Here is a 26,600-nt window from a genome sequence, read left to right as displayed (position 1 = left end):
GATTTGCTCCCTAAAAATTAGTTGTGTGCCATAATATCCTAAGTACTATAGAAGACGGTCATCAGATATACATTTTCTTCCTACCCCCTCACCCTTCTCTCCATCTCCTCCATATCATAGTCAAAAAGCAGGTCCTGGCAATCCGTAAAGAGCTGACGACGCTTGTCATCATCCACCACAGCGACGTCCACTCCTCTATCATCATAGCAATGATAAATGACTTTTTCCTTACTGGATAGGAAGAATACAGAAGATGAAAGGTAGTTAAATCCACCATGATCAGCCTTGATAATCTCCCACAAGAGAGCTTTCAAATCTTGGTCAGCAATAGGGAAAAGATAGCGCTCAAAGACTAGCACATCTCCCGTCCAGTCCTCCACTTCTATCAACTCAGGCTCAGGAACCTTGTCGAAGTTAAATTTCGATGAAAAATGCCAGAGGTAGGTGTCTATGTCCCTATCTTCCTGTCGAAGGAGCGAAAGGAGCATATAGTCGTATTCTGAACTAGCCTGCTCAAAAAGTTCTACTGCACGTGCATAGGCTCTTTCAAGATAGATTGCTCTTGGTAATTCTTCTGCTTCGTCTGCAGGCCCGATTTCAAATCTAAGAGCAAGAGGTGTGCCATAGAAGAATGGGCCCACTAGTCGATTATCTTTCAGTTGGAAGGACTTCAGCCATTGATTCAATTCCATATACTATTCTCCTTATATAGCTTTGTACTATTCTACCATATACTAGGAAATTAGGTCTAGTCTTCTTTGGAAAAATATGGTAGAATAGCGCACTAGTAAAGTATCTAGCAAAAGGAGGTCCTATGAAAACCGAATTTATCAATGAGAAGGCTCGATCAGCTTTCAATCTCAACATCATCACCTCTCCTATTGTAGCTATTATTTTGTTGCTAGTAGGAGATTCACTTGGAGCAGTTATTTTCACTCCAATAAGCTTTTTACTCCCAGTTAGCGAAACCCTTTCTGTAAGTTTTGAACTGTTCGCTTTCGCTTTTATCAGCCTGATGGTCATTTCATGGGCACGGTATATTGAAAAAAGCCCGTGGGCAGGACTTGGTTTTACCAAAAAAGGGGCGGGAAAAGATTTTCTACTAGGTTGGGGAATCGGAGCTGCAATGCTGACCACTTGTACACTCATCATGTGGGGATTAGGCGCGATTGAATTTACAAGCATCCAGTTCTCTACAAAATTAGTCGGAGAATTTATCATCCTTATCCTTGCCTGGTCTATCCAAGGTACGACAGAAGAAATTCTAACAAGAGGATGGATGTTCTCATCACTTTCAGCTAAACACAATATTCCTATTGGTATCATTGTTTCTTCCCTCTTCTTCACATTTCTCCACCTCGGAAACAATGCTATTTCACTCATTCCAATTTTGGATTTAACCCTATTTGCCGTTCTTGCCTGCCTCATTATGCTCAAAACAGGCAACATTTGGGTAATTGGTGGCTTACACGCTGCGTGGAACTGTTTCCAAGGGAATGTTTTTGCTTTCCCAGTCAGCGGCACCGATGCTGGTCAGGCCTTTGTTCAAATCGGTATCACTGGTCCTGAGTGGTTATCTGGTGGAAAGTTTGGTGTAGAAGGCTCCGTCATCAGCTTGCTTGTCCAAGGAATAATGATTTCCTGGTTGGTTTACGACCTCTATTTCAAGCCCAAAACAAGCTCCCTATAATCATAAAAGACTGTTAGCTACTCTCTACAGCTGACAGTCTTTGTTTTTTTAATTTTTCGTAGAAAATAGTCCTAGATAAATGATAGTAAGGAGTTACAAAAAAGGATAACAAATGAAGGGGCAATAATTCCCCAATAAACCAGCCTAAAAAGGATAAATCTAACCAAATACGTTGCCAATAGTTCCCTTTCATCAAGAAACGACTTTCCCTAAATACAGCCAGAGGACCAGTATAACTAGCATTATCCAAATGGTCATACAAGACAAAAACAACCTGTGAGTAGGTATAGTAGACAAAAAAGTAAATAATCATTCCTAGCAGGAAAATCGGAGCCCCTATCTTCATTAATTGACTAGGCTGATGAACTGCCAGCTCTGCCATTGCCCCCGGAGATAAGACCATCAAACTACTCATTGTGAAGCCTTTAATCAATAAAGCAGCCCCTAGATTAGCTGGAAGTCCAGCCATAAAAAGAAACAAATAATAATAAAGAAAGGTGGTACAGATAGGCTTCTTCCATTCTGTCTTTAGAAATGAAAAACTATCTTTTAAAGAGAACTCCTGTCTATCCCCTCTTAACAATTCCAATAAATGAAAACAGGACAGACCGATGAATAGCTGTAACAGCAGAGCGAAGCCGAACTCACCTAAATAGGTCAAACTGATTGAAGAAACCAATCGCCCTTCCACAAAAGCACTGTTTTGACGGAGCTCTAGAAATGTCAGTAGGCGAAAAATTGTTACTGGTATAGCATAAACAATAGATAGCAAAATGGAGGGCAAAAATAGTAGTGTTGTACCTCTTGTCCGCTCGCGAGTCAGCATCGCTCTTGATACTATATCACTCGTCCTCATCACAATTCCCCTCCAATTTTCTCTCCTTATTTATAAAGTCACGTCGCAAATATTCTATCTACATCGGACTACTTTACCATCCTACTATTAGGGAGTGGGAAAGAACTCGACCAAGATAAAAAGAGTTCGTCTTCCTACCCCCCGCACAGTTGATTAGGCCAGATTTGGAGTGCAAAACACGAACAAATCTGCCAATCAACCACTGCGCTGAGATGTTGACACGAACTCTGAGTAGTGGTTCTGGGCTTTTTGCCCAGCCTCATTAATTTTCCAGAACATCTCTTAAAAACAGGAAAATCCCTCCAAAATACGAAGGGATTCCTAATAATTTGTTATCACCATACTCCCTAGGCTACTGTGGAAGAGATAGCTGATTTATAAGTTGAAAACACCAATGGATTCTTGGACTTCAAATCTTCATAAAATATAGTCTGACAAGTCCAATAGTATGGATATACGTAAAGTCCCAAAAACCCAAACGTCAAAAGAACCCCAATCAACCAGCCAACAAAAGATAAATCCAAGAGGAAGCGGCGCCATTTATTCCCCTTCATCAACTGCCAACTCTGTTTGAATAATTTAAACGGAGAAGAATAAATATTATTTTCCAAATGATCATAAAGAAGAAATTGAACCTGACTGAGACCATAATCTACTAATAGACCACAAACCAAGCCAATCACAACTAAGATTACTCCTATTTGAAAATAGGAGGAGCTAAAAAATCCTGAGAAATCAGGCTGATAGCCAACCGGAGCCCCAACAATGAAAACTGTACTGAAAAATGAAATACTAAGTAAAGCCATCCCAATGACAGCTGGGAAACCAGCTATATAAATAACGAGCATTTTCAATAATGTCGTACTAAAAACTGGTAAAAAATTCTTCCCATCTAGCAAAGTGAAACACTCCGTGAAGCTAACCTTGGTTCTTTGCTTTCTCACCAGTCTTATTAGTTGAAAACAAGCTGTCACAATTAAACATTGTGCAATAAAATCAAATATGATTGACGGACCAACAGAAATAAAATGATGAGTCCAAGCAACACCATCTTTCACAATAGTTGTGCCCCAGGAGAAAGCACTAGTTTGCCCCCAGATTTGTTTCAAGCCAAATTCCGCCACTCCTGACAGAAAAGAAATCAAAACAGGTGCCAAAAACAAGGTTATCATCCCATCTGTTTGTTCACGAATAACCGTTGCTTTAGCTCGAATATCGCTATTAGACATTGTGTTTCTCCTTTCATATATCTGTATTATTGTATATATTATATTATTGTATATATTATACTATTTTATTTTTAAGTTTTCCATTATTTCTATAAAAAAATTGTACAAAAAAATCCCTTCAAATAAAGAAGGGAAATCTATTATTTGGCTTCCGAATGACGATAACCATAAAAGAAGTAAATCAAAATTCCAATGACCAAGGATACTCCGAATGCTAACCAAGTATCTAAACTATATTGGAACATAAATGAAAGACAAATGATAATCGAGAGGATAGGCAACAAGGGAACAAGAGGTGTTTTAAATTGTCCATCTTTTGGCAAACCTTCGACTTGACGCAGACGAATAATGCCCAGCGCCAGCATGATCAAATAAGCTAAGGTACAGATATTGAGGAAGGAAGCAATACTTGCTAGTGGGAAAATACCTGCACAAATGGCTGCAAAAATCCCCACAAGAATGGTCGCATTTTTAGGAACCTTGCTTGTTTGTGTCAATCGGCTCAATGATTTCGGTAGCAAACCATCACGACTGATGGAATAGACCATTCTCGACAAGGCGTAGGTCATCGAAATACATACTGTAATCAATGTTAGGATTGCTACAATAGAAATATAACTCGCTGCCCAATCCAATCCAACTTCTCGAAGTGCAAAGGCAACCGCATCTGCTACATTCAACTTAGTATAGTGAACCATACCAGTCAAGACTAATGTCACTACAATATAAAGAATTGTTACAATAGATAGAGACAATACGATTCCTTTTGGTACATTCTTCTCAGGTTTTTTCACCTCATCAATCGCTAATGAAATAGACTCAAATCCCAGGAAGGCAAAGAACATGAGAGACGCTCCCGCCATAATTCCCGCCTGTCCACCATAAATGGCACCAAAACCAAAAGGAGAGAAGTTCGACCAGTTTTCTGGTTTGATAAAGAATAACCCTACTAAAATAAATAATGCCAACGCTGAAAATTTCAAAACTACCAAGGCTGAATTGAAACGAAGAGCTGCCTTAGAATTAAGCAAGACCACACCTACCACGAAAATTAAGACGATAACTGGTAAGAGGTCTACATAGGTACCAGCAGCGGGGTTAAAAGTTCCGCTCAGAGCTGTTGGCATAGCGATACCAAAATTAGCTAGGAGTCCTTTCAAATAAGCTCCCCAACCAGATGCAACGCTCGATACAGCAGTCAAGAATTCCATGATCGTCAGCCAGCCAGCAATCCATGCAGGAAATTCACCAAAAACCGAGTAAAGATAACCATAGGCACCACCGTTAGTCGGTATACGAGAGGCAAATTCTGCGTAAAACAAAGCTGTTAGTCCGACTGAAATTGCTGCAATAACAATTGAGATGATCAGAGCTGGACCTGCATACTGGGCTGCTGCCAAGCCAGTTACCGTAAAGATACCTGTTCCAACCATCGAACCGATACCTAAAAATATCAAATCAATCAAGCCTAAATGCCGACGCATTTGACTATTGCGACCGACTGCTTGTTTTTTTCTAAATAAACTCACAAAATACTCCTTCAGAATAAGAATATGGATACTCGACAGAACAAGCTACCGACCCCTGTCAGAGAACCACAACGCCCCATTATACCATAAGTTGAAATATTTCGCATGGGTGATGACAAGCAAAAGAGCAAGGCTTGTCTACCTCACTCTTTCTTATGATTATTCTGGATTAACCTTAAAGTTTTTAAGATAATTTTTCTTATCTAACTGACCGCTAAAGTAATCTCCTACTTTGATAAACGGTAAACGATCTGTACTATCTTCCGTTGCTTTGACTTTATAAATCTTGCCCTCAGACTCAATATAGTAGATTGTCGCACCGCCAATTATCTGACTCGCTAAAGCTTCTACTTTTCCACTGATAACCTCAGTCTGTTCACCAACTTCTCCATTTTCAGTCACTGTCAATCCTGAAAGGCTAGAAGCATCCGTTCCTGTGACTTGAGAAATTAAGAGTGCAATATCATTGTTAACAGTAACCTGTTGATAATCTTCGGCATCAACAAGAGCGTATGATTTAACCAAGCCAGCATCATCTTTCAAGGATACTAAATAGTAGGCTGTATCTGCCAACTTAACTAGGCTTGGAGCAGTGGCTTTATAGCCTTTTTCCTGCACTTCACCTTCTGCGGATTCTTGCGCTGCTGTTTCAGTCGCCGAAGCCAATTTGTAGTTGGTAATTTCACGAGTTCTCATATTGACAAGAATAAATCCAAGGTTGGATGAATCAGCAGTTGCTGACGTGATACCTGTGTAGAGATAAATATCTGAGCCGATAGAAATATAATTATAGCTGTCCGTTGTATTTTTCACACCAGTTTGACTGAAAATGGTATTCCAGAAACCATTTTGATAAGTATAGTGGTCATCTACACGGCTGATAACATTGTTTGCCGAATAAACACGGTCTACCCACTCTGGAATATCTTCCAGACTATACTTCTTACTTTCCCCTGTTACTGCATCCAATACAATAGCACCAATCGGATCATTTGATGAAAGTCCAAATTTTGGCTCGTAAATCGTTGCAATATAATACGGATTTCCTTGGTCATCCACTTCGAAGGATGGTTTCCCAAAAATAGTTGTCGGGTATTGCAGGCGAAGATGACGTAAGGTATCATTCAGCAAAAATTCGGAATCTGAATAGTGCATGGCTTTGCTCAACTTGGCAAGTTCTGCTTTCCCTGTCGTCTGATTGACCTTAACATAGTAACCAATCCCATCTTGATGGTTGCTCAGCCATTTCCAAAAATTCTTATATTCCAAAGGCGATACACGGAATGGTTGCTGACCGATAGTAATCTGGCGATAATCATCTGAAATGCCAAACTGGGAGACCTTGTCAATGGTACCTAGATAAGTATCACCAATTTTTTCAGCTGAGGCGCGATCTAGGAGGGCCAATTTGGATATGTCTGTTTCAGGAAAATCTGCTTTAAAATCCGCCTCCTTGACGCTTATGACAGCAGCGTAATCCTTAGCACGAAATACACGTGAGTTGATAAGCCCCAGCCCCAACAACCCCAGGATAACCAATACCCAAATTCGTCCCAACCATTTTAAATAAGCTGGCAGTTGCGAGGTTTTAATCTGATAGGTATCTACTTGTCTCTGGCGACCAGAAATCTTAGTCACCTTTTGAAAAGCACCTTTGGAGCTGAACATGGAAAGTATGAGCCAAACCAGCCCGACAGATTGAAGGAAAAATATCCAGAAGTCCACACTCCAAATATTTAAAGCAGGCAACTGGTACCAGTAGTAGATTAGCATTTCCAAAACTAGGGCTAACCAGGCAAAAACAAATAATTTTCTTTTCATAATAACCTCCTTGACACAGATTTATTAGTTCTATTGTATCACAATTTTAATGTTATAATACAAGAATTATAAAATTTTTTTCAAGTTTCCATATTCGCCTGCAACTTTTATTTTTGGTATAATGTAAAACAGTAACAGACTAGAAAAGGAAAATTATGAAACTCATTTCTTGGAACATTGATTCTCTTAACGCTGCATTGACTGCAGAATCTCCTCGCGCCCTATTATCACGCGCAGTCATCGATACACTTGTGACAGAAGACGCTGATATTATCGCCATTCAGGAAACAAAATTGTCAGATAAGGGACCGACTAAAAAGCATCTAGAAATTTTGGAAAGCTACTTCCCTGGATATGCCAATACCTGGCGTTCATCTGTAGAACCAGCTCGCAAAGGCTATGCTGGTACGCTCTTCCTCTACAAAAATCATCTAACTCCAACCATTACCTTCCCTGAGATTGGTGCTCCAACAACCATGGATTCTGAAGGACGTATCATCACGCTAGAATTTGACGACTTCTATGTCACACAAGTTTATACGCCAAATGCTGGTGATGGCTTGAAACGGCTTGCTGACCGTCAAATCTGGGATGTACAGTATGCTGACTACTTAGCAAAACTTGATAGCCACAAACCTGTTCTTGCAACAGGTGACTACAACGTTGCTCACAAGGAAATTGACCTTGCTAATCCCGCAAGTAACCGTCAATCTCCAGGATTTACAGATGAAGAACGTCAAGGTTTTACAAATCTTCTAGCAAAAGGTTTTACAGATACCTTCCGCCACTTGCACGGTGATGTTCTCAACGCCTATACTTGGTGGGCACAACGTAGCCGCACCAGTAAAATCAACAACACAGGCTGGAGAATTGATTACTGGCTTGTCAGCGACCGCGTCGCTGATAAGGTAACTAAGTCAGATATGATTGACTCCGGTGCTCGTCAAGACCATACACCAATTGTAATGGAAATTTCATTCTAATAGTGGATATTAATACTCAATGAAAATCAAAATCAGACTAGCTCCAAAGGTTTGGGGAACCTTTGGAGGTTGGAGATAGAGCGAACGTAGTTTGTTTCTACTTACGCAGATAGAACCCTGTTACTATTTTGTTTCAAGGTAACAGGCTGAAAGGTTCCACTGGAGCCTTTCACTCATCAAATCAAGTCAACAACGTCTGATTTTGATTTTCGAAGAGTATAACATGATTTCAATTATCAGATAACAGATATTAAAGGCTTAAAACCCGTAGGTCTATTGCAAGGGTTTTGAGCCTTTATTTCTTATCACTCTACCTTGTTTTAATTTGCTTGATTTGAAAGCGATGTTATTTTTTGATAAAATAAATATATAGATATACATTAAAAGGAGGGATTATGGACCATAAAATTATCGAACGCAAATCTCTAACTGTTTCCTCTGTTGTGAACGGTTTATCTGGACTAGCAGGCATTGCCGTTTATATCATGACTGACTTAAACGCCCTCCTCCTAGACGGAGTCTTTTCTCTAATAGCATTTATTTCGTCCTTAGTTGCAGTTTACATATCGAAAAATAGCCATCGGAAAACCGAGACATTTCCTCAAGGACTGTATTTTCTAGAACCTCTCTACGCTATCATGAAATCTCTCGCAACTCTACTACTCCTTGTATTTGCTGTACTTGAAACTAGCGCGACAGCCTTTGCTTACTTTGTTCATGGAATCGGTCATCAAATGACTACAGGTCCCGTTCTACCTTATACCATAACCATGTTTTTTGTCTGCATGGGGCTTTACCTATACAACCGCCATATGAGTGCCAAAGTCAATCATCTGTCTACTATCATATTAGCAGAAGCGAAAGGCAACCTTATAGACGGACTCATTTCAGGTGCAATTGGAATCGCAATTCTTCTGCTCTATCTTGTTCCTATCAACTCTTGGTTAGGCTTCCTGCATTATACTGGTGACTTCTTTTTGACACTGGCACTAGCAATCATTTCATTTAAGGAACCTTGGAACTTATTAGTGGCATCTTTCAAGGAACTCGCCAACGGAACGATCCATTTCCCTGAAATACATGATTCTATCTATCAGCTATTGGAGCCTTACTTAAAGGAAGATAGCAATGATGTTGAAATCCATATTTTCAAACAAGGCATGAAGATTCGCGTTAAAATCAATCTCCACAATGTCCATCACGAAATTATCCAAAAACTCTTAGAAGATAAGCCTCAGATGCTCTATCTTTTGAAAAAACATCATGAATATATTTCAATAGAATATGCGCTATAATAAACAAAATCTCGGCTTATAAACCGAGATTTTCGTATTTTGTTCGATAGCCAATCTGTAAGATTTTACCATCCTGAATCAGTAGGGGACGCTTAATCAGCATACCATCATTAGCTAGAAGATTAAGTGCCTGCTCCAAGCTAAGACTATCAAACTTATCTTTCAAGCCTAATTCACGATAGCTATTACCAGAAGTATTAAAATACTTTTTCAATTCTAGTCCTGTCGCCTCCATCCAAGCTTTTAGCTCTTCAGCACTAGGCGGTGTTGACTTAATATCAATAGCTTCAAATTCCAATCCCAAACTCTTCAACTCCGCTTTTGCTGCTCGGCAAGTCGAACATTTTGGATACTCATAAAATAAAATCATCTTTCACCTCAAATTCTGGATTCTCATGTCGCAAGAGCCAGATTTTCTTATCCAGTCCACCTGCATAACCTGTCAACTGTCCTTTCTGATTGAGAACTCGGTGACAAGGAACAATAATAGAATAAGGATTACGCCCAACTGCACCTCCTACTGCCTGACCAGAACGAAGGCCCAGTTGCTGAGCCAGTTGTCCATAGGTAGTCGTCTGACCAATCGGAATCATCTTCAATAATTGCCAGACACGCTCTTGGAAATTTGTTCCCACAGCTTCTAATGGAAGGGTTGAAAAGTCCACCTGATCCCCTGAAAAATACTTGTCAAGCAATCGAGCTGTCTGGTCTAAAATGGGATGGGAGGCTAAAATAACTTTCTCGTTCAAGCCTCGTTCAAAATATTTTTGCCCTTCAAACCAGGCCCCTCTTAATCCCTTATCACTAGCCATTAATGACATGGGGCCAAGTGGACTGTGATAGATTTGTTTATACAGCATGATTAGTTTTTATTCTGAATGACACGCACTTTGACAATTGCATCCGTTGCTTCAAATTTAGCAACCAACTGCTCAATTTTCACTTTATCCGCTTCATCCAAATCAAGTAAAGTATAGGCATAGTCACCTTTAGACTTATTGATGATATTATCGATATTGATTCCCAACTCAGATACAGCCGTTGTAATCGTCGCTACCATATTAGGAATATTCTTATTAATCAAGGTAATACGATACGGTGCATCTAGGAATTGTTTCACATTTGGGAAGTTAACTGAGTTGATAATTTCACCCGTCTCCATAAAACGACGAATGGTCTGACCAGCAGCAATAGCACAGTTGAGCTCTGCTTCCTCTGTTGACCCACCAACGTGCGGAAAGACGATAATGTTGTCCTTGTTGAGCACTTCTTCTGTCCCAAAATCCGTGATATAGTTCTTGATAACTCCTGCCTCAATTGCTTCAAACAAATCAGCATTATTAACCAATTCACCGCGGGCAAAGTTTATCAAGGTTGTTCCTTTTCTCATTTGACCAAAGCTATCCGCATTGAAGAGTCCTCGTGTCTTATCTGTCAAAGGAACATGAACAGTAATGTAATCCGCATTGGTAAAGATTTCTTTCAAATCATCTACCCGTTTAACGTGACTTGAGATACTCCATGCTGTTTCAACTGACACATAAGGATCATAACCAAGCACATTCATGCCCAGACGACGAGCGTCGTTGGCAATACGGGCACCAATAGCACCAAGTCCAATGACACCAAGAGTTTTACCAGAGATTTCTGTCCCTGCAAACTGCTTCTTACCAGCTTCGACTTGTTTTGGTACATCATCTCCTGACAATGTATTTGCCCATGCTGTCGCTCCGATATAGTCGCGGGCAGATAAAAGGATAGAGGCAAGCACCGCTTCTTTTACAGCATTAGCATTGGCTCCCGGAGTATTGAAAACAACAATTCCCTTTTCAGTCGCTTCCTCAATAGGAATATTGTTGGTCCCTGCTCCTGCACGAGCAATGGCTTTCAAATTTTCAGGAAAATCAAAACCATGCAAGTTTTCAGAACGGATGATAAAGGCATCTGGATTAGCCGCATGGTCTCCATCAATCTGGAAACGATTGCCCAATTCTTTCAAACCAACCTGGTTAATATTGTTAAAAGTTCGTACACTAAATACCATTTTTCTTACCTAAAAAGGCGGAAGAGCTACCGCCTGACTTTCATTTTTATTATTTACAGTCTTTTAGTTTGCTTTTAGTACTAGGCAACGAGTCGTAGACAGTACTGGAGTACGGCAAGACGAGTTCAAATAATGATAAAATTATTTGAAATTGGAAATAAGGAAACGAAGTTTCCTCTTTCGTTGACGTAATAAAAGATAAACTAGGAGACTGGTCCCAAGAGCCAACGGTCGTCTTCACTTATCTCCTGATAGAGACTGCGCTCGCTCTTGTGTTTGATTTTTTGGTAGGCCAGGCGTTCGCCGTCCAAGGGAACTTTTCCACAATAGACAAAGCCTAGCTTTTCCAGGATGTGCTGCATGGGCAGGTTTTTCTCGTGGGTATCGCAACGGAAGTCTGGTCCTTTTTGCCCTTCGATAATCCCTTGCAGGAAGGTCTGAACCACACCTTGACCTTGAAATTCCTTGGCTACTGCCACACGGTGAATAGTGGTGTAAAGGGGATTATTGTGCTGCCACTTGCCGTCATAAATGGCTTCATAAGCAGCCTCTGTCCCACGAAAGACAGCCGCATAAACCGCAACCTTACCGTCCACCAGACCAACATAACCCTTGCCTGTTAAAATATCATCAAAAATCGTATCTTGATTAGGGTAAATTCCTTGCCACTGACTACTGCCAGAAGCTACTAGAAAGGCCTTGGCCTGATCAATAATCTGACAAATAGCCCCTACTTCATTGGGATGAGCAAGACGGATTTCCATTAAGCATTCTCCGCTTCAAATTTTTTCATGAATTCAATTAATTCAACCACACCTTGACGTGGGAAAGCATTATAGAGCGACGCCCGCATACCGCCTACTGAACGGTGACCTTTGATGTTTTTAAAACCAGCTGCTGTTGCTTCTTTGACAAATTTAGCATCTAATTCTTCACTTGGTGAAACGAATGGAATATTGGCAACTGAACGCTCTTCTTTTTTGCGAACAGGGTTTGTATAGAAATTAGACTGGTCGATATAGTCATAAAGCAAACCAGATTTTTCACGGTTGATTTTCTCCATCTCATCGACACCACCAATTTCTTTTACCCATTCAAAGACGAGTTTAGAAATATAGATAGAGTAAGCTGGTGGCGTATTATAAAGAGAGTCATTTTCTGCTTGAATACGGTAGTCCAACATGCTTGAAAGCATTGGTTGATCATTGAGGAAGTCCTCACGAACAATCACCACTGTCACACCAGCAGGACCAATATTTTTCTGAGCGCCAGCATAAATCATGGCAAAGTCTTCTACATTATAGCGAGCTGCTAAGATGTTTGAAGACATATCAGCGATGACTGGCACACCATTGGTGTCAGGAATATCATAAACTGCTGTTCCTTCAATAGTGTTATTGGTTGTCAAATGCACATAGGCTGCACTTGGATCAATATCATTTTTATCGAAGGTTGGCAATTCTGCATAGGTAATATCTTCAGTTGATCCAAGCAAAATTGGTTCAAAGGCAATTGTTTTAGACAGCTTCACAGCCTCAGTATAGGCTTTTTTACCCCATGAGCCACCTACAAGATAGTAGGCTTTCTTGCCTTGAGCGAAGTTGAGGGGAATCATTGTAAATTCCAAAGAAGCTCCACCTTGCAAGAAAATAACCTTGTAATTATCTGGAATGGCCATCAATTCACGAAGCGTTGCTTCAGCACCTTTTATAATATCATCGAAGTCCTTGGAGCGATGCGACATCTCCAAAACGCTCATTCCCGAACCATTGTAGTCCAAGAATTCAGCTTGGGCGCGTTCAAGTACTGGTTTTGGCAATACTGCAGGACCTGCAGAGAAGTTGTAGATTGTCATAAAATCCCCCCATTAAGTTAGTCTGTTCATTATATCACAAATATTCAGACAATTCCATAAAATATGATTATTTTGTAAAAATATTCGGATTTCTTATATTTATTCTACTTTCTAAAGCTCTTCTTACTTTTAGCCATAAACGAGCCACTTACCTCACAGGGATTTATCAGTTTTCAATGAAAATTTTATGACCAGATTTGACTGTTTGGGGAGTGTCGCCAATTGTTATCTGCATATTAATTACTCAATGAAAATCAAAAGTAGCCTAGCGGGGATATAGTTGAAGTCTGGAAGTATAGAGAACTGTATTCGCGTCATTAAGCTGACGATAGAACTTTGTTACTTTCTCATTTCAAGGTAACAGGCTGAAAATATCCACTGGAGCTTTTCACTTATCAAGGAAAGTTGACAACGGATAATTTTGATTTTCGAAGAGTATGAGCTTGCATAAACATACAAAAAACTAGGTCTTAACCTAGTCCATGATATATATCGTATACTTCTTGTTTTTTGAGTTGGTAGCGTTTGGCCACTTCTTTGATAGCCTGATTAGGTTTTATGCCACTTGCAATTTCCCTTTCTACCTCAGCCTTCAAGTCCACTTCGTCAGCAGAAGGATAGACTTCCTCACCAGCACCCTCGACAATAATCAAGCATTCTCCCTTAAGTGGATTTTCTTCCAAATACTCTAGTAATTCGGAAATGCTTCCTCTCTGGTATTCTTCGTATAACTTGGTCAATTCTCGAACAACCGTTACCTGACGATCACCATAAACTGTCAACATATTTTCTAAGGTATCTGCCACACGATATGGAGATTCATAGAAAATTTGCGTCTCAGGATAGGTCTTTTTTTCTTGGAAAAATTCTTTTTGCTGCCCCGCTTTTCTCGGTAAAAATCCATAAAAAATATGTGGCTGGGGTGCCAAACCAGATGCAATCAAGGCTGTAATTCCTGCCGATGCTCCTGGAAGTGCTACAACAGGAATATCTTGCGCAATCGCTGCTCGTACCAGGTCATGACCAGGATCCGAAATGGAAGGCAGGCCTGCATCAGAAACTTGCGCAATGGACTGACCAGATTTGAGCCAATCAAGCAAAACTGGAATTTTTTCATGGGCATTGTGTTCATGAAAGGATATTTGCTTGGTTTCTACTTCAAAATGTTTGAGTAGGAGGCCTGTATTTCTCGTATCTTCCGCTGCAATTATATCCACCTCTTTCAAGGTCTGAACAGCTCGGAATGTCATATCCTGTAAGTTTCCAATAGGCGTTGGCACCAGATATAAAGTCCCAAAACTCGTCTGTCCCTTAAATGATTTTTGTACTTTCATCCTAATCTCGATTCAATAATTCTACACAGAACATACAAGGTTCATCATTATCCCTACGTTGACCATAAGAGAAGGTACAAATATGGAAACCATCTTCGTAAATATTCTCCAAATTCTCCTTACCAAAATTGGAAGATTTATGGCCTGTCTTATCTTCTTTTTCCAAACGTTCGCGCAACTTGGAATTTTCCAAACGGAGGGTCATATTTTCATCAATAACTCCCTGTAAATGCTTTTTGATAGCATCCACTTCTGCCAACGTGGTTAGAAGATTCTGCGAAAAATCATCTAGGGCATCAAAAATTTCTTTTTTATCCATTATCTCCCTTTCTTTTATTTTACAGAGTTATGTACTCTAGACTATTTTGTAGACTTACGTTTGCCTGCCACATCTTCTTAGCCTTAAGAACAGCATCCATTTTTTCACGTACGTTTGCCGATTCCATCATTTTCTCAGATAATATCAGACTCAGAAGGTCAAACAAACGCCCCTGCTCAGCTTTTTCCACAGCTAAAGACACTAGGATTCCAACTTGCAAATAAGCACGTGTAGGCTCCACCAAGAGCAAGTCCGTAAATTTCTTTGCCTGTCCCATTAAATCTAAAAAGTTTTTATTTTCTGCTAACTTTTTCGCTTCTTCTTGACTTGAAACCAGTTGAGCTAAGAGATTCGCTTGTGTTTTTAACAAGCCCTCCTCTTCTAACATTCGCTCCATGGCCGGAATATTTTTAGGAAAACCTATAATCTGTGTCCGACTCTTGATAGTAGGAAGGACGGCTTCTTCCTGATTGGTCAATAAGAAGATGTGAATAGCTGACTGAGGTTCTTCAATCACTTTTAGCAAAGAGTTGGCTGCGTTAGCATGCATTTTCTCAGCATCACGAATAATGAAAACCTGCTTATTGGATTCAAATCCAGATTGTGAAAAATTCTTAACTAATTCACGTATCGTATCTGTTTTGATAACATTTCCCTGCGGTGCAATAACAGTAAGATCTGAAAACTCATTTGCTTCAATTAGACGACAAGACCGACACTTCTGACAAGGAAGGACGCCTTCTTTCTCCTGACAAAATAACGATTGACTGAGAAAAATTGCCATATCAAAACTAGCAAAGTCACCTGAAAATAGATAGGCATGCGCCAAACGTCTCTGCTCTAAAATTGTCACAAAACGTTGAAATACACTGGGTTGTAAGTTTCTAAGTTCTTCAATCTTCATGTTCTTTCTGCAAACCGTTTCTTAATGACCGCCAGAGCATCTGCAACAACAGCCTCTAGTGGCTGACTGGCATCAATCTTTACAAACCGCTCTGGTTCCTGCTCTAAAATATTAAGATAGCCTTGACGCACCCGTCTATGCATATCTGCTTTTTCCATATCCAAGCGATCCACATCACGGTCAGCATTGCGGGCAATTCGAGCCAACCCCTCTTCTGTATCAATATCAAAATAGAGGGTTAAATCTGGCTTTAAACCATCTGTTGCAAACTGGTTGAGCCAATGAATGTCATCTATATCCAAGCCCCGTCCAAATCCTTGATAGGCAATAGAGGAATCGATAAAACGATCAATCAAGAGCAATTTCCCCTGTGCCAAGGGTGGAAGAATCTTTTCTTTCAAATGCTGACGTCGTGCTGCAATGAACAATAACAGCTCCGTCTTATCATCCATCGCTGTATTTGCAGGATTCAGAATAATATTGCGAATTTCTTCTGCAATAGCCACTCCACCTGGCTCTCTAGTTGTGACTACTTCTGGCCCCAATTCCTGCAAGGCTGGCAATAACTGTTGCAATACAGTTGTTTTTCCAGCTCCATCTGGGCCTTCAAATGTAATAAAAAAACCGTTTCTCATCTTTCCCTCGCTCTTAGAACCTATATGCACAGTTCAGCACTTCCATCTAAGGCTAGTTTTTCAACTAGTCTTCGTTAATTTTTTTCAAAATACAGTCAGTATTCCCTCAAAAAAACTGCCTTGATTAGCAAAAAACTATCTCTTATAGTCGTTTAGTTTACTTTTAGTACTTGCGCCAACTATCTCTCAGATAGTTTGAGCTGTGCGGGGGTGGGAGTAAAATAGTCCAGTGGACTATTTTAGCCCGAGCCAACTGCTTGGAAGTGAGGGGAACTCTTTTTAGATCAGTCGAGTTCTTTCCCACTCCCGTTTGAACTTGGAAATAAGGAAACGACGCTTCCTCGCTCGTTGAAGTAATAAAAGAGAAACTAAACGACCATATATACAAGCATTTCACTTGTGAATACTGGTTCTTAGATATTCATTCCATTTTACCAAAAATTAGTCAAAAAATCACTTGAAAATTGACTTGTTTTTAAGGAGAAAATCTTTTAAAATTGATATATACACATATTCGGAGATGCTTATGGTTCGTTTGAAAAATATTTTACTTATTTTGCTTGGTGCAGGGCTATTTGCCTTTGGGCTAAATTATTTAATCATGCCCAACCGTCTATTCGAGGGGGGCGCAACTGGATTGACGCTGATTATTTACTACCTTTTTCATATTCAACCTTGGATAATGAACATTGTGATTAATATTCCATTGTTCATCCTCGGGTGGAAAATACTCGGAAAGAAGACTCTCTATCTCAGTATCTTAGGAACCTTTAGCGTTACCTTTTGGTTGGCCATTTTTGAAAAAATCCATTTTTCAATCAATCTACAACAAGATTTGATACTCGTTAGTATCCTTGGTGGGATTCTTATGGGACTAGGATTAGGAACCATCTTCCGTGCTGGCGGAACGACTGGGGGAAGCGATATTATTGCTCGTATAGGTCATAAATTCCTACCTTACTCCATTGGACAAATCATTCTTGCAGTTGACATCCTCATCCTAACTCTGATTGTTATTGTTTTTAAAGACCTCCGAACAGTTCTATATACTTTAATGATGGTTGCTATTGCTTCCAAGGTTATTGATTTTGTCACGGAGGGCGGATATGGTAGCAAGGGTGTTATGATTGTTTCTCAAAAATCTGACCAATTGGCTCAGGCTATTGATTGTGAAATCGAGCGTGGTGTCACCTTTATCAAGGCACAAGGTTTCTACAGCAAAGCCGATGTCAACATGATTTACTCGGTCATATACAAGAGCCAACTCCAAGAGATGAAGGAGCTTATTCACCGCATTGACCCCCACGCATTTATCACCATTACAGACGCACATGAAGTGCTCGGTGAGGGATTTACTTTAGATCGAGATAAAAAACCAATAGAACGCCATTAAACAAACCTGCAGTTTCGCTGAACTGCAGGTTTTATATTATTGATTGGTTTCAAGTGGTTGCTCTGCCTCAGACTGTGCTTCTTTGCCTTGCTCCAGCAAAGCAGCAATGATTTTTTGATCGCGTAGCTTAACAGAATCATTGATAGTCTCTGCTGACCGTACAATAGCTGCTTCCAACTCCCGGCGTTTCTGACGCCCTTCATCTATAGCTGCAATAATGCCATTATTTTGGGCAACCAAACTTTCTGCCAATTTGGTAACAGATGCTACTGAAAGGGTCGGATTCTGAGCTGTGCGTTCCATCATCGGGATGGCTTCTTTTGATGTATCCGCAAGCATTTGAAGGGCAGCATTATTAGCATTGACAATCGCATCTGCCGTCTGGCTAGACTTGATAGATTGTTGTAAGATGCCCAACTGTGCAATGGACAATTTCATTGTTGGAATAGTATTGCGACGTAACATCCCAAGGCGCTGTTTCATATCCGAAGAAACCTTGACCAGATTACGCATCTGCGGTGTCGTTGTCCACGCGACATACAAGCGACTCATATACTCAGAATGTTGTTGTTCGAGGATATTAGCAACCTCTGTTACACGCGCCAACTTCTCAAAAGCTACTTGATAATCGACTGTAGTTGGTACTAAAGTTGCGAGGTTTTCTTGTGCCAATTTTGCACGCTCTGCAGCTTCCTGACCAGTCGCTTCAATAAAGGCGATGACCCCCACCAAATTCTCGATAGACTTGGTATTATTTTCAATCAAAAGCTCTGCAGAAACAATATTGCGCGCCAACACCTCTTCCTGCTTGACCACACTGGCTGCCATGCTATCCATTTTCTTTTCAATGGTCTGCGAATCAAAATAAAATTCCTGCAAATCATTCTTGGTCTGCTTGAACAGACGTTGGAAGAAACCTGGTTTCTTTTCTAATTCAGCAGTTGTGGAAATGTCCTTATACTTAGCCACAAAGCCATTCAATTCACGGTTGGTATTGGCCAAAAGCTCATCCACCTGTGGAATTTCAATCTTCTTCTGTTCTGACAAAATGTGATTAACCGTGGCATTGACTTCTTCTACCGCTTCCTTACCAAAATCCAAGAGGGCATTTTGATTAGCTAAGAAGTTATCCACCAATTGGGGAGCCTTGGCACGAATACCTGTTTGTTGTTCCGGTGTCAACTGTGCCAAGAAAGAAACTTTTGAATTATCTCCAGTCGGAGTCGCTTGAATAAGCTCTGTTGTCTTATCTTTGGTTGATAAACTATTATTAGCAATCTGATCAATATCGAAATTAAATCCTGACATCTTCTCTATTCCTCTTCTCTTTTCATCATACGCAGACTGACTTCAAAATCTTTCATATCCGCTTCGTTAAATTGTTTGATGGTATCATCCAAATCCTTATCAAAAATTTCCATGGCTGATTTTGCCTGCACCAATCGTTCTTCTGCGTTGAAATAATCTTTCGGTGATTTTTTGATTTTCAAATAGCCCTGTAAAATATCGTTAAACCGACTCATATTGGCCTCATGGATAGCTGTCAATTCTTCCCTCTTATCTGTCGCCTTTTCCAACTTTTCAAGAATAACAAGATTGTCTCTTTGAATATTACAGTAGGTTTCTAGAATTTCAGGAGCTAAATCCGCTATCATGCCTTGTTCATCCATCACTGCATTACCACCAGTAGAAACCTGTGTGTCAGTATTTTCTTCTGTTTTAGCTTCTGGCAGTTTTAAATGATATTTTAGTTGCAAGGTATCTACAACTTCTTTACTTTCATATCCATTCAGATATTTTCCAACTTTTTGATAGAGCTGATCTAATTCAAATAATTGTCCTAACAGTCTGCTTCGCAACTGTAACACAACCTTATCCTCACCCTTTTCCACCAAGAGCTCTTGATGCTTTTCATAGCCCGAACGAATAGATAGCGCTAATACCTGCAAGCGTTTTATAGAATCTCTATTCAAAAAACGCTGGATAGCCTCTCTCTTGTAAAAATAGCCAATTAAAAGTCCAATGGGCAATAAGATATACCAGAAACTCATGACAAAACCGATTGCCAATAAAACAAGGAGGGCCACAAGTCCTGAATTATTTTTACCATATTTCTTATACCTTTTATATTTGTGCCCCATAGAGCCTCCTCATACGTGATATACTTTATTATATCACATTCCCCTAAAATACTAGAATGATAGCTAAAGAAAAAAACCGAGAAATCTCGGTTTTTAAATATTTTTAGCAACAGTCGGAACCAAGCTATCCACTTGGATACCTGCACCCTCGAAAAGAGTTCGAACTTCTTCAACATCAACTTTTCCGTCAATCTGTACTTCGATGACAACTTTTCCAGACTTGGTAGCAAGTTGTACAGTAGATACAATATTATAATCCTTATCTGCCACCAATCGAATAATTTTTTCTAACTCCCCTGCCTTATTTTCAACAAGGAACCGAGCGCGTACTCCTTCCTCTCCATAACCTGAGACATGAAGAAAAGCTGCAAAAATATCACGATCAGTAATGACCCCATACAGTTGACCGTTATCAACAACTGGAAGAATCCCCACTTTGTTTTTATACATGAGATAAGCAGCATCTTCAAGACTAGCGTAACCTGAGACTGTAATAACATCCTTAATCATCACATCCTTGACCTTAGTCTTATTCAAAAGGTAGTTCATCTCGTAAATAGATAGGCTAGTTGCTTTCGATGGACTAGCTTCTGCGATCGTTCCCTCAGTGACCAAACCAACCAACTTATCATTTTCAATAACAGGTAGACGGTGCAAATCCTGTTCACGCATAATATCTGCAGCGTGTGCAATGGTTGTATCTGGTGAAATATAAACAACTTTACGGGTCATAAAATCTTTAACAGACATAGGACTTCCTCCTTTGGTAAATCATACTTTATTATACCACAAATCCGAAAACGATTTCAATATTTAATGAAAAGAAATGAAAATCAATTCTTATATAGTACCTTGAAAGGAATATGGGAATAATCTCTGTGCGTTTTTAAAAATTCCAAAGCTTCTTTTTTTACCTGTACGAGATTGACACCTTGGGCATTGGCTCCATAGACACATCCACAATAGCACTGGCGATAAATGTCATACTCTTCACACATTTGAACTGAACGCTGATAGCCTCCGTTTTTCTTAAAGTCACTCGGAAGATACTGGGTATCGTATAATTTCTGCACCTCAATCCCAACAGCATTGATGGTCTGCGAATTCTTATGTGGACTGATTGTCAAAGCCGAACCAAAATAGTCAAAACCAAGCTCAACTGCCTTCTCCGCAGTCTTATCCAACCGATAATCATAGCAAACCTTACACCGATCTCCTCCCTCTGGCTCATTGGCGAGATGCTGGGTTTTCTTGAAAAATTCCTGAGGGCTATAGTCAGCTTCTAGGTAGCCTACCGACTGTCCAGTTTTCTGATTAAATTCTTTGACAAACTGGGCCGTCACGGCTGCCCGCCGCTGGTACTCCGCCTTTGGATGAATATTGGAATTCGCAAAATAGATGGTTACATCTGCATATTGAGTCAAGTACTCCAATGCATAGGTCGAGCATGGTGCACAACAGACATGCATGAGAATTTTCGGTCGAAGCCCCGCTTCCTGCCACGTGCTTGCCATTTTTTGAAACACTTTATCATAGTTAACCTTTTGATTCGGTGATAGAGTCGATAAAATCTCTTCAACTTTAATCATACAAACCTCCAAATATACATTCATTATACTATATTTGAAGACCACTGCATAGATAGTAATAACATGAGAGAACGCTCCCCATTTCCACCTAAAAAGGTCCCTCGGACCTTGATATAAAGAAAAACGCCTGCCAGCGGCTCTCGTCTCCAACTTAAAACGTGGGGTAACCCACTTATAAAGAAAACCGCTTACCAGCGGTTCTCATTTCCAACCTAAAATGAGGCGTCAGCCTCATTTTAGCCACCCAGATATGCTTTTTTGACTTCTTCTGATGCGAGGAGTTCTTTTCCTGTTCCTGAGAGGACAACTTTTCCTGTTTCTAGAACATAGCCACGATCTGCAATAGCGAGAGCTTTGTTGGCATTTTGCTCAATCAAGAGGACAGTTGTTCCTTGTTTTTGGATATCTTGGATGATATCAAAAATTTCTTGGATAAAGATTGGAGCCAAGCCCATTGATGGTTCATCAAGGAGCAAGAGCTTTGGTTGGCTCATTAGGGCACGTCCCATGGCCAACATCTGTTGCTCACCACCTGAAAGGGTAGCTGCATCCTGGTTTTTACGTTCTTCCAAACGTGGAAAACGAGCAAAGATTTTTTTCAAGTTTGCTTGGTTTTCTTCACGATTGTTACGAAGGAAGGCACCCATTTCCAAGTTTTCCATAACAGTCAAGCCTGCAAAAACATGACGACCTTCTGGAACTTGTGATAAACCGTCCGCTACGATTTTACGAGCAGGAACTTTTTGAATCTCATTTCCAAGGAAAGAAATCGTTCCAGCTGATGGACGAACAAGTCCTGAAATAGTACGAAGGATAGAGGTTTTACCAGCACCATTAGCGCCGATAAGTGTTACAACTTCACCTTCATTAACCTCAAAGCTAACATCTTTAACAGCTTCGATAACACCGTAGTTAACGGAAAGATTTTTTACTTCTAACATTGCCATTAAGCTTCACCTCCAAGGTAGGCTTCAATTACACGCTTGTTATTACGAATTTCTTCTGGTGTACCATGGGCAATCAACCGACCGTACTCCAATACGTATATACGCTCCGTCACTTCCATAACCAAGCTCATATCGTGTTCGATCAAGATGATAGTAATGCCAAATTCTTCTTTGATCTTACGGATAAGTTGGGTCAATTCCGCCGTTTCTTGTGGGTTCATACCAGCCGCTGGTTCATCCAAGAAAAGAATTTTTGGTTCAGTCGCAAGGGCACGAACGATTTCCAAACGTCGTTGTTGACCGTAAGGAAGGTTTTTAGCTAATGTATCTGCATCTCCATCCAAATCGAAGATTTTCAAAAGTTCAATCGCTTTTGTTTTCAACGCTTCTTCATTCTTATAGAATGCTGGAAGACGGAAGAAACTTGCAAATACTTCTGATTTACCATGGTTGCCAAGACCAATCAAAACATTTTCCAAAACGGTCATATTTTTGAATAAACGAATGTTCTGGAAAGTACGACCAAGACCAAGCGAAGCAATTTTTGATGGTGCTTTACCGTTCAAAATAGTCCCTGCAAGAGAAATTGTCCCCTCGCTTGGCTCATAAACACCTGTCAAGAGGTTGAAAAGAGTCGTTTTACCAGCACCATTTGGACCGATAAGACCAACCAATTCCCCTTCATGAAGTTCCATGGTCACATCACCAACGGCAGTCAGGCCACCGAAGTTCTTGGTTAAATCTTTTACTTCAAGTAATGCCATTACTTAACCTCCTTCTTCTTGAGTAGAGCTGCTACGCTGAATTCCTTAGTTCCCAAAAGACCTCCAGGACGGAAAATCATCAAAAGGATAAGGGCCAGAGAGTAAATAATCATAGAAATATCAGAGTAACTCTTGAGAAATACGTTCAAAATACCAAGTACAATGGCTGCTACAAAGGTACCTGTGATAGAGCCCAAACCACCCAATACAATGATAATCAAAACGTTAACGGAGGTCATAAAGGCAAAGTCTTTCGGAACAATTGTCCCAACGTATCCTGCATGGAGACCACCTGCAATGGCTGCCGTCATGGCACCAAATACAAAGGCTGAAACTTTCACAAATGTTGGATTGACACCTACAGATTCTGCCGCAATTTCATCCTCACGAACAGAAATTGTAGCACGTCCCATCGGACTGCGCAAAAAGTTAACTGTCACCAAAGTTGTGATGATTACAAAAATATAAACTAAAGGCCAGCTTGTAAAGAGTGGAATAGACATAATACCTGCTGCACCATTCGTTACACTACCACCATTGATAATTAAAATACGAATAATCTCTGCAACACCAAGAGTCGCAATTGCAAGGTAGTCACCTTTCAAACGAAGGGTTGGAATACCAACTAAAAGAGCCACTGCACCTGAGATTAACATCCCAACAATCAAGGCGATAGCAAATCCACCATAAGTTGGCATCATTTTCCCAAGAATACCTACTGCATAAGCACCAATAGCCATAAAACCAGCATGACCAAGTGAAAATTGACCTGAGAAACCAACAATCAAGTTTAAACCAACTGCCAAGATAATTTGAATACCGATTTGCTGAACAATCTGGATGTAGTAAAAATTCAGAATCCCTGCTGATACAAGACCTTGAATAAGCCCAAAACCAGCCAATAAGATAGCCAACCAAATCGCATTAACTTTTAAATTTTGCTTCATGGTTACACCTTCTCTTTCACATTTTTACCAAGAATACCACTTGGACGCACCAAGAGGATGATGATCAAAACAGTATATACGATCGCATCACGGAAAGTATCGAATTCAATTACATAGGTAAATGTTTCGATGATACCGATGACGAAGCCACCAAGCGCAGCACCTGGAATAATACCGATACCACCCAATACTGCCGCTACAAAGGCTTTCAAACCTGGGGTCATACCCATCAAAGGCTCAATCTGGTTGTAGTAGAGACCTAGGAGAACACCCGCAGCACCCGCAAGAGCTGACCCAAGAGCAAAAGTAAAGCTGATTGTACGGTTTACATTGATCCCCATAAGCTGAGCTGCATCGCTATCTACAGAGACCGCACGCATGGCTTTCCCCATTTTTGTACGTTTGACAATTAATTGAAGAGCGACCATCAACGCAAGCGATACACCAAGAATTATCAACTGGATATTGGTAACAGAAACTGGACCAAGGTTAAAAGTCACAGCTTCGATTGCTTGTGGAAAGGCTTTTACGTCTGCTGTAAAGAATTTAATCATAGTGTATTCCAAGAAGAAGGATACACCGATAGCCGTAATCAAAGCTGCTATACGCGTTGAATTACGCAAAGGACGATAGGCTAAAAACTCTATAACGACACCGAGAATAGCCGTCCCTACCATCGCTAGAATGAGAGCAACAAAGAAACGCGTTCCACCATCTGCAATAAAAGTTAAATTATTTAATAGGAAGTACCCCATAAAAGCACCCATCATATACAAATCACCATGGGCGAAGTTAATGAGTTTGATAATTCCGTACACCATGGTATAACCAAGGGCCAAAAGGGCATAAACAGAACCAAGAATCAAACCATTGACAAGTTGTTGAAGCATAGGTTCACCAATCTTTCTAAATATTTTTCGAGCTCAATAGCATTGTTACATTATACAAAATTTTCTGAAAATAAGCAAGTTACTTGATATTTTTTAATAATCCTTAAACGTTTTCTATCCTGAAAAAGCAGAGAAGGCTGGAAAAACCAGCCCACTCGATTATTCTGAAATAGAAACAGTATCAACAGATGATTGCTCACCGTTTGTCAAACCAACTACATATACTGATTTCACAACGTTGTGCTCTTTATCAATAGACATTGTACCCGTTACACCTTCGAAATCTTTCAAAGCTGCAAGGTTGTCTTTAATTGTTTTTGAATCTGCTGCACCTTCTGCTGCTTTAGCTGCCATGTAAACTGAGTCATACGCCAATGCTGAGAACATTGAAGGCTCTTCGTTGTATTCTTTCTTATATGCATCGTAGAATGCTTTAGCTTTATCGCTTGCTGAAGTTACGAAAGCTGAAAGGTAGTAAACGTTTGAAGCTGCTGAAGCTGTTGCCAATTCAGTGAATTGTGGTGAATCGAAACCATCTGAACCAAGAATTGGTTGGTTAAGACCAAGACCACGAGCTTGTTTCACGATTGTACCTGTTTCATTGTAGTAACCAGGCATGATGATGGCATCAAATTCTTTATCTTTCAATTTTGTCAAAGCAGCTTGGAAATCCTTATCGCCAGAAGCAAATGTGATTTCTGAAACGATTTCTCCTTTGTAAGCCTTCTTGAAAGCCTCTGCTACACCCTTACCATAATCAGAAGAGTTGTCAAAGTAAAGAACAACTTTCTTAGCTGACAAGTTCTCAGTAGCGTATTTAGCCATAATTTGACCTTGGTATCCATCTGTAAAGGTTGTACGGAAGAAGTAATCTTGAACTTCACCTTTGTCATTAACAACCAAGTTTGTTTGAGTTCCTGAAGGTGTAATCATTGGAACTCCTGCTGAAGTCAATGCAGGAATTGAGGCTGCTGAAGCTCCTGATGTAGCAGGGCCAATCACAACGTTTGCCCCTTCACTTGCCAAGCTTGTTGCAACAGTAGCTGCCTCTGCTGTTTCAGACTTGTTGTCTTTTGTGATCACTTCGATTTTTTTGCCGTCAATACCACCCGCAGCATTGATTTCTTTCACAGCAAGGTTGGCACCTTTTTCCTCTGTTTGACCATAAGATGAAACAGCACCTGACAACTCCAAGTTGTAGCCGATTTTAAATGTATCACCTACAGAAGAACCTGCGGCTGAAGTATTGGTTGTCGAAACATTACCACATGCAGCAAGTAGAGCTGCAGAGGCAAATGTAGCAAGCGCTACTGCAAATTTTCTTGTTTTCATGAAAACTCCTTAAATCTTTCTTAAATTTTACGATGTATCTAATATACTGAATTATCTGAAAATTGTCAACAAAAAAAGAAAAAATTTTTAAAATAAAAAATTA

At 40.1% G+C, this 26,600-nt stretch carries 27 protein-coding genes; 4 read left to right on the top strand and 23 right to left on the bottom strand.

Features of this window, described 5'->3' with window-relative positions:
* Positions 1 to 80: 80 nt before the first annotated feature.
* Positions 81 to 692: a DUF3885 domain-containing protein gene (locus ODU55_RS04570; RefSeq protein ID WP_398582019.1), complete on the bottom strand. Its 612-nt coding sequence runs from the start codon at positions 690 to 692 to the stop codon at positions 81 to 83.
* 122 nt (positions 693 to 814) lie between these two features.
* Here ODU55_RS04570 and ODU55_RS04565 point away from each other — a divergent pair, with 122 nt between their 5' ends.
* Complete coding sequence (locus ODU55_RS04565; protein ID WP_398582018.1) at positions 815 to 1,690, top strand: lysostaphin resistance A-like protein; 876 nt, start codon at positions 815 to 817, stop codon at positions 1,688 to 1,690.
* Positions 1,691 to 1,703: 13 nt separating this feature from the next.
* On the opposite strand, the gene ODU55_RS04560 is transcribed toward ODU55_RS04565, so the two are convergent.
* The 4 genes from ODU55_RS04560 to ODU55_RS04545 form a co-directional block, all read right to left on the bottom strand.
* Positions 1,704 to 2,546 carry a DUF975 family protein gene (locus ODU55_RS04560; RefSeq protein ID WP_398582048.1) on the bottom strand — a complete coding sequence of 281 codons (843 nt, stop codon included), beginning with the start codon at positions 2,544 to 2,546 and terminating at the stop codon, positions 1,704 to 1,706.
* A 347-nt stretch (positions 2,547 to 2,893) separates the two neighbouring features.
* On the bottom strand, positions 2,894 to 3,775 hold the full coding sequence (locus tag ODU55_RS04555; protein ID WP_398582017.1) for a DUF975 family protein: 882 nt from the start codon (positions 3,773 to 3,775) through the stop codon (positions 2,894 to 2,896).
* Positions 3,776 to 3,915: 140 nt separating this feature from the next.
* Positions 3,916 to 5,304: an amino acid permease gene (locus tag ODU55_RS04550; RefSeq protein ID WP_205027252.1), complete on the bottom strand. Its 1,389-nt coding sequence runs from the start codon at positions 5,302 to 5,304 to the stop codon at positions 3,916 to 3,918.
* A gap of 159 nt (positions 5,305 to 5,463) precedes the next feature.
* Positions 5,464 to 7,125, bottom strand: a complete 1,662-nt coding sequence (locus ODU55_RS04545) for a hypothetical protein (RefSeq protein ID WP_398582016.1) — start codon at positions 7,123 to 7,125, stop codon at positions 5,464 to 5,466.
* A 155-nt stretch (positions 7,126 to 7,280) separates the two neighbouring features.
* On the opposite strand from ODU55_RS04545, the gene ODU55_RS04540 reads away from it, so the two are divergent.
* Entirely contained in the window at positions 7,281 to 8,108 is an 828-nt protein-coding gene (locus ODU55_RS04540) for an exodeoxyribonuclease III (protein ID WP_398582015.1), read from the top strand.
* Positions 8,109 to 8,503: 395 nt separating this feature from the next.
* Complete coding sequence (locus ODU55_RS04535) at positions 8,504 to 9,403, top strand: cation transporter (RefSeq protein WP_024407083.1); 900 nt, start codon at positions 8,504 to 8,506, stop codon at positions 9,401 to 9,403.
* A gap of 16 nt (positions 9,404 to 9,419) precedes the next feature.
* Here ODU55_RS04535 and ODU55_RS04530 read toward each other — a convergent pair whose 3' ends face one another.
* The 9 genes from ODU55_RS04530 to tmk all read right to left on the bottom strand — a co-directional run bounded on the left by ODU55_RS04530 (position 9,420) and on the right by tmk (position 16,494).
* On the bottom strand, positions 9,420 to 9,773 hold the full coding sequence (locus tag ODU55_RS04530) for an arsenate reductase family protein (protein ID WP_002935368.1): 354 nt from the start codon (positions 9,771 to 9,773) through the stop codon (positions 9,420 to 9,422).
* On the bottom strand, positions 9,757 to 10,263 hold the full coding sequence (locus tag ODU55_RS04525; protein ID WP_105154218.1) for a methylated-DNA--[protein]-cysteine S-methyltransferase: 507 nt from the start codon (positions 10,261 to 10,263) through the stop codon (positions 9,757 to 9,759). Before ODU55_RS04525 ends, ODU55_RS04530 begins: the two co-directional genes overlap by 17 nt.
* A gap of 2 nt (positions 10,264 to 10,265) precedes the next feature.
* A complete protein-coding gene (locus tag ODU55_RS04520) occupies positions 10,266 to 11,447 on the bottom strand; it encodes a phosphoglycerate dehydrogenase (protein WP_398582014.1) in 1,182 nt (393 codons plus the stop codon).
* Positions 11,448 to 11,650: 203 nt separating this feature from the next.
* Positions 11,651 to 12,211, bottom strand: a complete 561-nt coding sequence (locus tag ODU55_RS04515) for a GNAT family N-acetyltransferase (protein ID WP_398582013.1) — start codon at positions 12,209 to 12,211, stop codon at positions 11,651 to 11,653.
* Positions 12,211 to 13,302 carry a 3-phosphoserine/phosphohydroxythreonine transaminase gene (gene serC / locus ODU55_RS04510; RefSeq protein ID WP_398582012.1) on the bottom strand — a complete coding sequence of 364 codons (1,092 nt, stop codon included), beginning with the start codon at positions 13,300 to 13,302 and terminating at the stop codon, positions 12,211 to 12,213. Before serC ends, ODU55_RS04515 begins: the two co-directional genes overlap by 1 nt.
* Before the next feature lie 470 nt (positions 13,303 to 13,772).
* Entirely contained in the window at positions 13,773 to 14,636 is an 864-nt protein-coding gene (gene rsmI, locus ODU55_RS04505) for a 16S rRNA (cytidine(1402)-2'-O)-methyltransferase (RefSeq protein WP_398582011.1), read from the bottom strand.
* Position 14,637: 1 nt separating this feature from the next.
* On the bottom strand, positions 14,638 to 14,955 hold the full coding sequence (gene yabA / locus ODU55_RS04500; protein ID WP_029186567.1) for a DNA replication initiation control protein YabA: 318 nt from the start codon (positions 14,953 to 14,955) through the stop codon (positions 14,638 to 14,640).
* Between the two features lie 19 nt (positions 14,956 to 14,974).
* Positions 14,975 to 15,859 (bottom strand): DNA polymerase III subunit delta', encoded by an 885-nt coding sequence (locus ODU55_RS04495; RefSeq protein ID WP_024418526.1) that lies wholly within the window; start codon positions 15,857 to 15,859, stop codon positions 14,975 to 14,977.
* Positions 15,856 to 16,494 carry a dTMP kinase gene (gene tmk, locus ODU55_RS04490; RefSeq protein ID WP_014735979.1) on the bottom strand — a complete coding sequence of 213 codons (639 nt, stop codon included), beginning with the start codon at positions 16,492 to 16,494 and terminating at the stop codon, positions 15,856 to 15,858. The genes ODU55_RS04495 and tmk overlap by 4 nt, the downstream gene beginning before the upstream one ends.
* 526 nt (positions 16,495 to 17,020) lie before the next feature.
* Here tmk and ODU55_RS04485 point away from each other — a divergent pair.
* On the top strand, positions 17,021 to 17,887 hold the full coding sequence (locus ODU55_RS04485) for a YitT family protein (protein WP_002935357.1): 867 nt from the start codon (positions 17,021 to 17,023) through the stop codon (positions 17,885 to 17,887).
* Between the two features lie 36 nt (positions 17,888 to 17,923).
* On the opposite strand, the gene ODU55_RS04480 is transcribed toward ODU55_RS04485, so the two are convergent.
* The 9 genes from ODU55_RS04480 to ODU55_RS04440 form a co-directional block, all read right to left on the bottom strand.
* Positions 17,924 to 19,195, bottom strand: coding sequence for a toxic anion resistance protein (locus tag ODU55_RS04480; protein WP_125064553.1), 1,272 nt, complete (start codon positions 19,193 to 19,195; stop codon positions 17,924 to 17,926).
* Positions 19,196 to 19,200: 5 nt separating this feature from the next.
* Positions 19,201 to 20,028, bottom strand: a complete 828-nt coding sequence (locus tag ODU55_RS04475; protein ID WP_398582010.1) for a hypothetical protein — start codon at positions 20,026 to 20,028, stop codon at positions 19,201 to 19,203.
* Positions 20,029 to 20,121: 93 nt separating this feature from the next.
* Entirely contained in the window at positions 20,122 to 20,778 is a 657-nt protein-coding gene (locus tag ODU55_RS04470) for a CBS domain-containing protein (RefSeq protein ID WP_208546623.1), read from the bottom strand.
* 83 nt (positions 20,779 to 20,861) lie between these two features.
* Positions 20,862 to 21,617 (bottom strand): epoxyqueuosine reductase QueH, encoded by a 756-nt coding sequence (locus ODU55_RS04465; protein WP_398582009.1) that lies wholly within the window; start codon positions 21,615 to 21,617, stop codon positions 20,862 to 20,864.
* 236 nt (positions 21,618 to 21,853) lie between these two features.
* Positions 21,854 to 22,564: an ABC transporter ATP-binding protein gene (locus tag ODU55_RS04460; RefSeq protein ID WP_002937288.1), complete on the bottom strand. Its 711-nt coding sequence runs from the start codon at positions 22,562 to 22,564 to the stop codon at positions 21,854 to 21,856.
* The gene (locus ODU55_RS04455; RefSeq protein WP_002937291.1) at positions 22,564 to 23,328 is read right to left on the bottom strand and encodes an ABC transporter ATP-binding protein; all 765 of its coding nucleotides are present in this window, start codon (positions 23,326 to 23,328) and stop codon (positions 22,564 to 22,566) included. The genes ODU55_RS04460 and ODU55_RS04455 overlap by 1 nt, the downstream gene beginning before the upstream one ends.
* Positions 23,328 to 24,275, bottom strand: a complete 948-nt coding sequence (locus ODU55_RS04450) for a branched-chain amino acid ABC transporter permease (protein ID WP_002937293.1) — start codon at positions 24,273 to 24,275, stop codon at positions 23,328 to 23,330. Before ODU55_RS04450 ends, ODU55_RS04455 begins: the two co-directional genes overlap by 1 nt.
* 2 nt (positions 24,276 to 24,277) lie before the next feature.
* Complete coding sequence (locus ODU55_RS04445) at positions 24,278 to 25,165, bottom strand: branched-chain amino acid ABC transporter permease (RefSeq protein ID WP_012027482.1); 888 nt, start codon at positions 25,163 to 25,165, stop codon at positions 24,278 to 24,280.
* A 159-nt stretch (positions 25,166 to 25,324) separates the two neighbouring features.
* On the bottom strand, positions 25,325 to 26,497 hold the full coding sequence (locus ODU55_RS04440; RefSeq protein ID WP_398582008.1) for an ABC transporter substrate-binding protein: 1,173 nt from the start codon (positions 26,495 to 26,497) through the stop codon (positions 25,325 to 25,327).
* Positions 26,498 to 26,600: the final 103 nt, after the last annotated feature.

It is taken from the genome of Streptococcus sp. 2022WUSS037 (genome assembly GCF_044427225.1).
Lineage (GTDB): Bacteria > Bacillota > Bacilli > Lactobacillales > Streptococcaceae > Streptococcus.
This window is presented reverse-complemented; position numbering and strand designations above follow the sequence as displayed.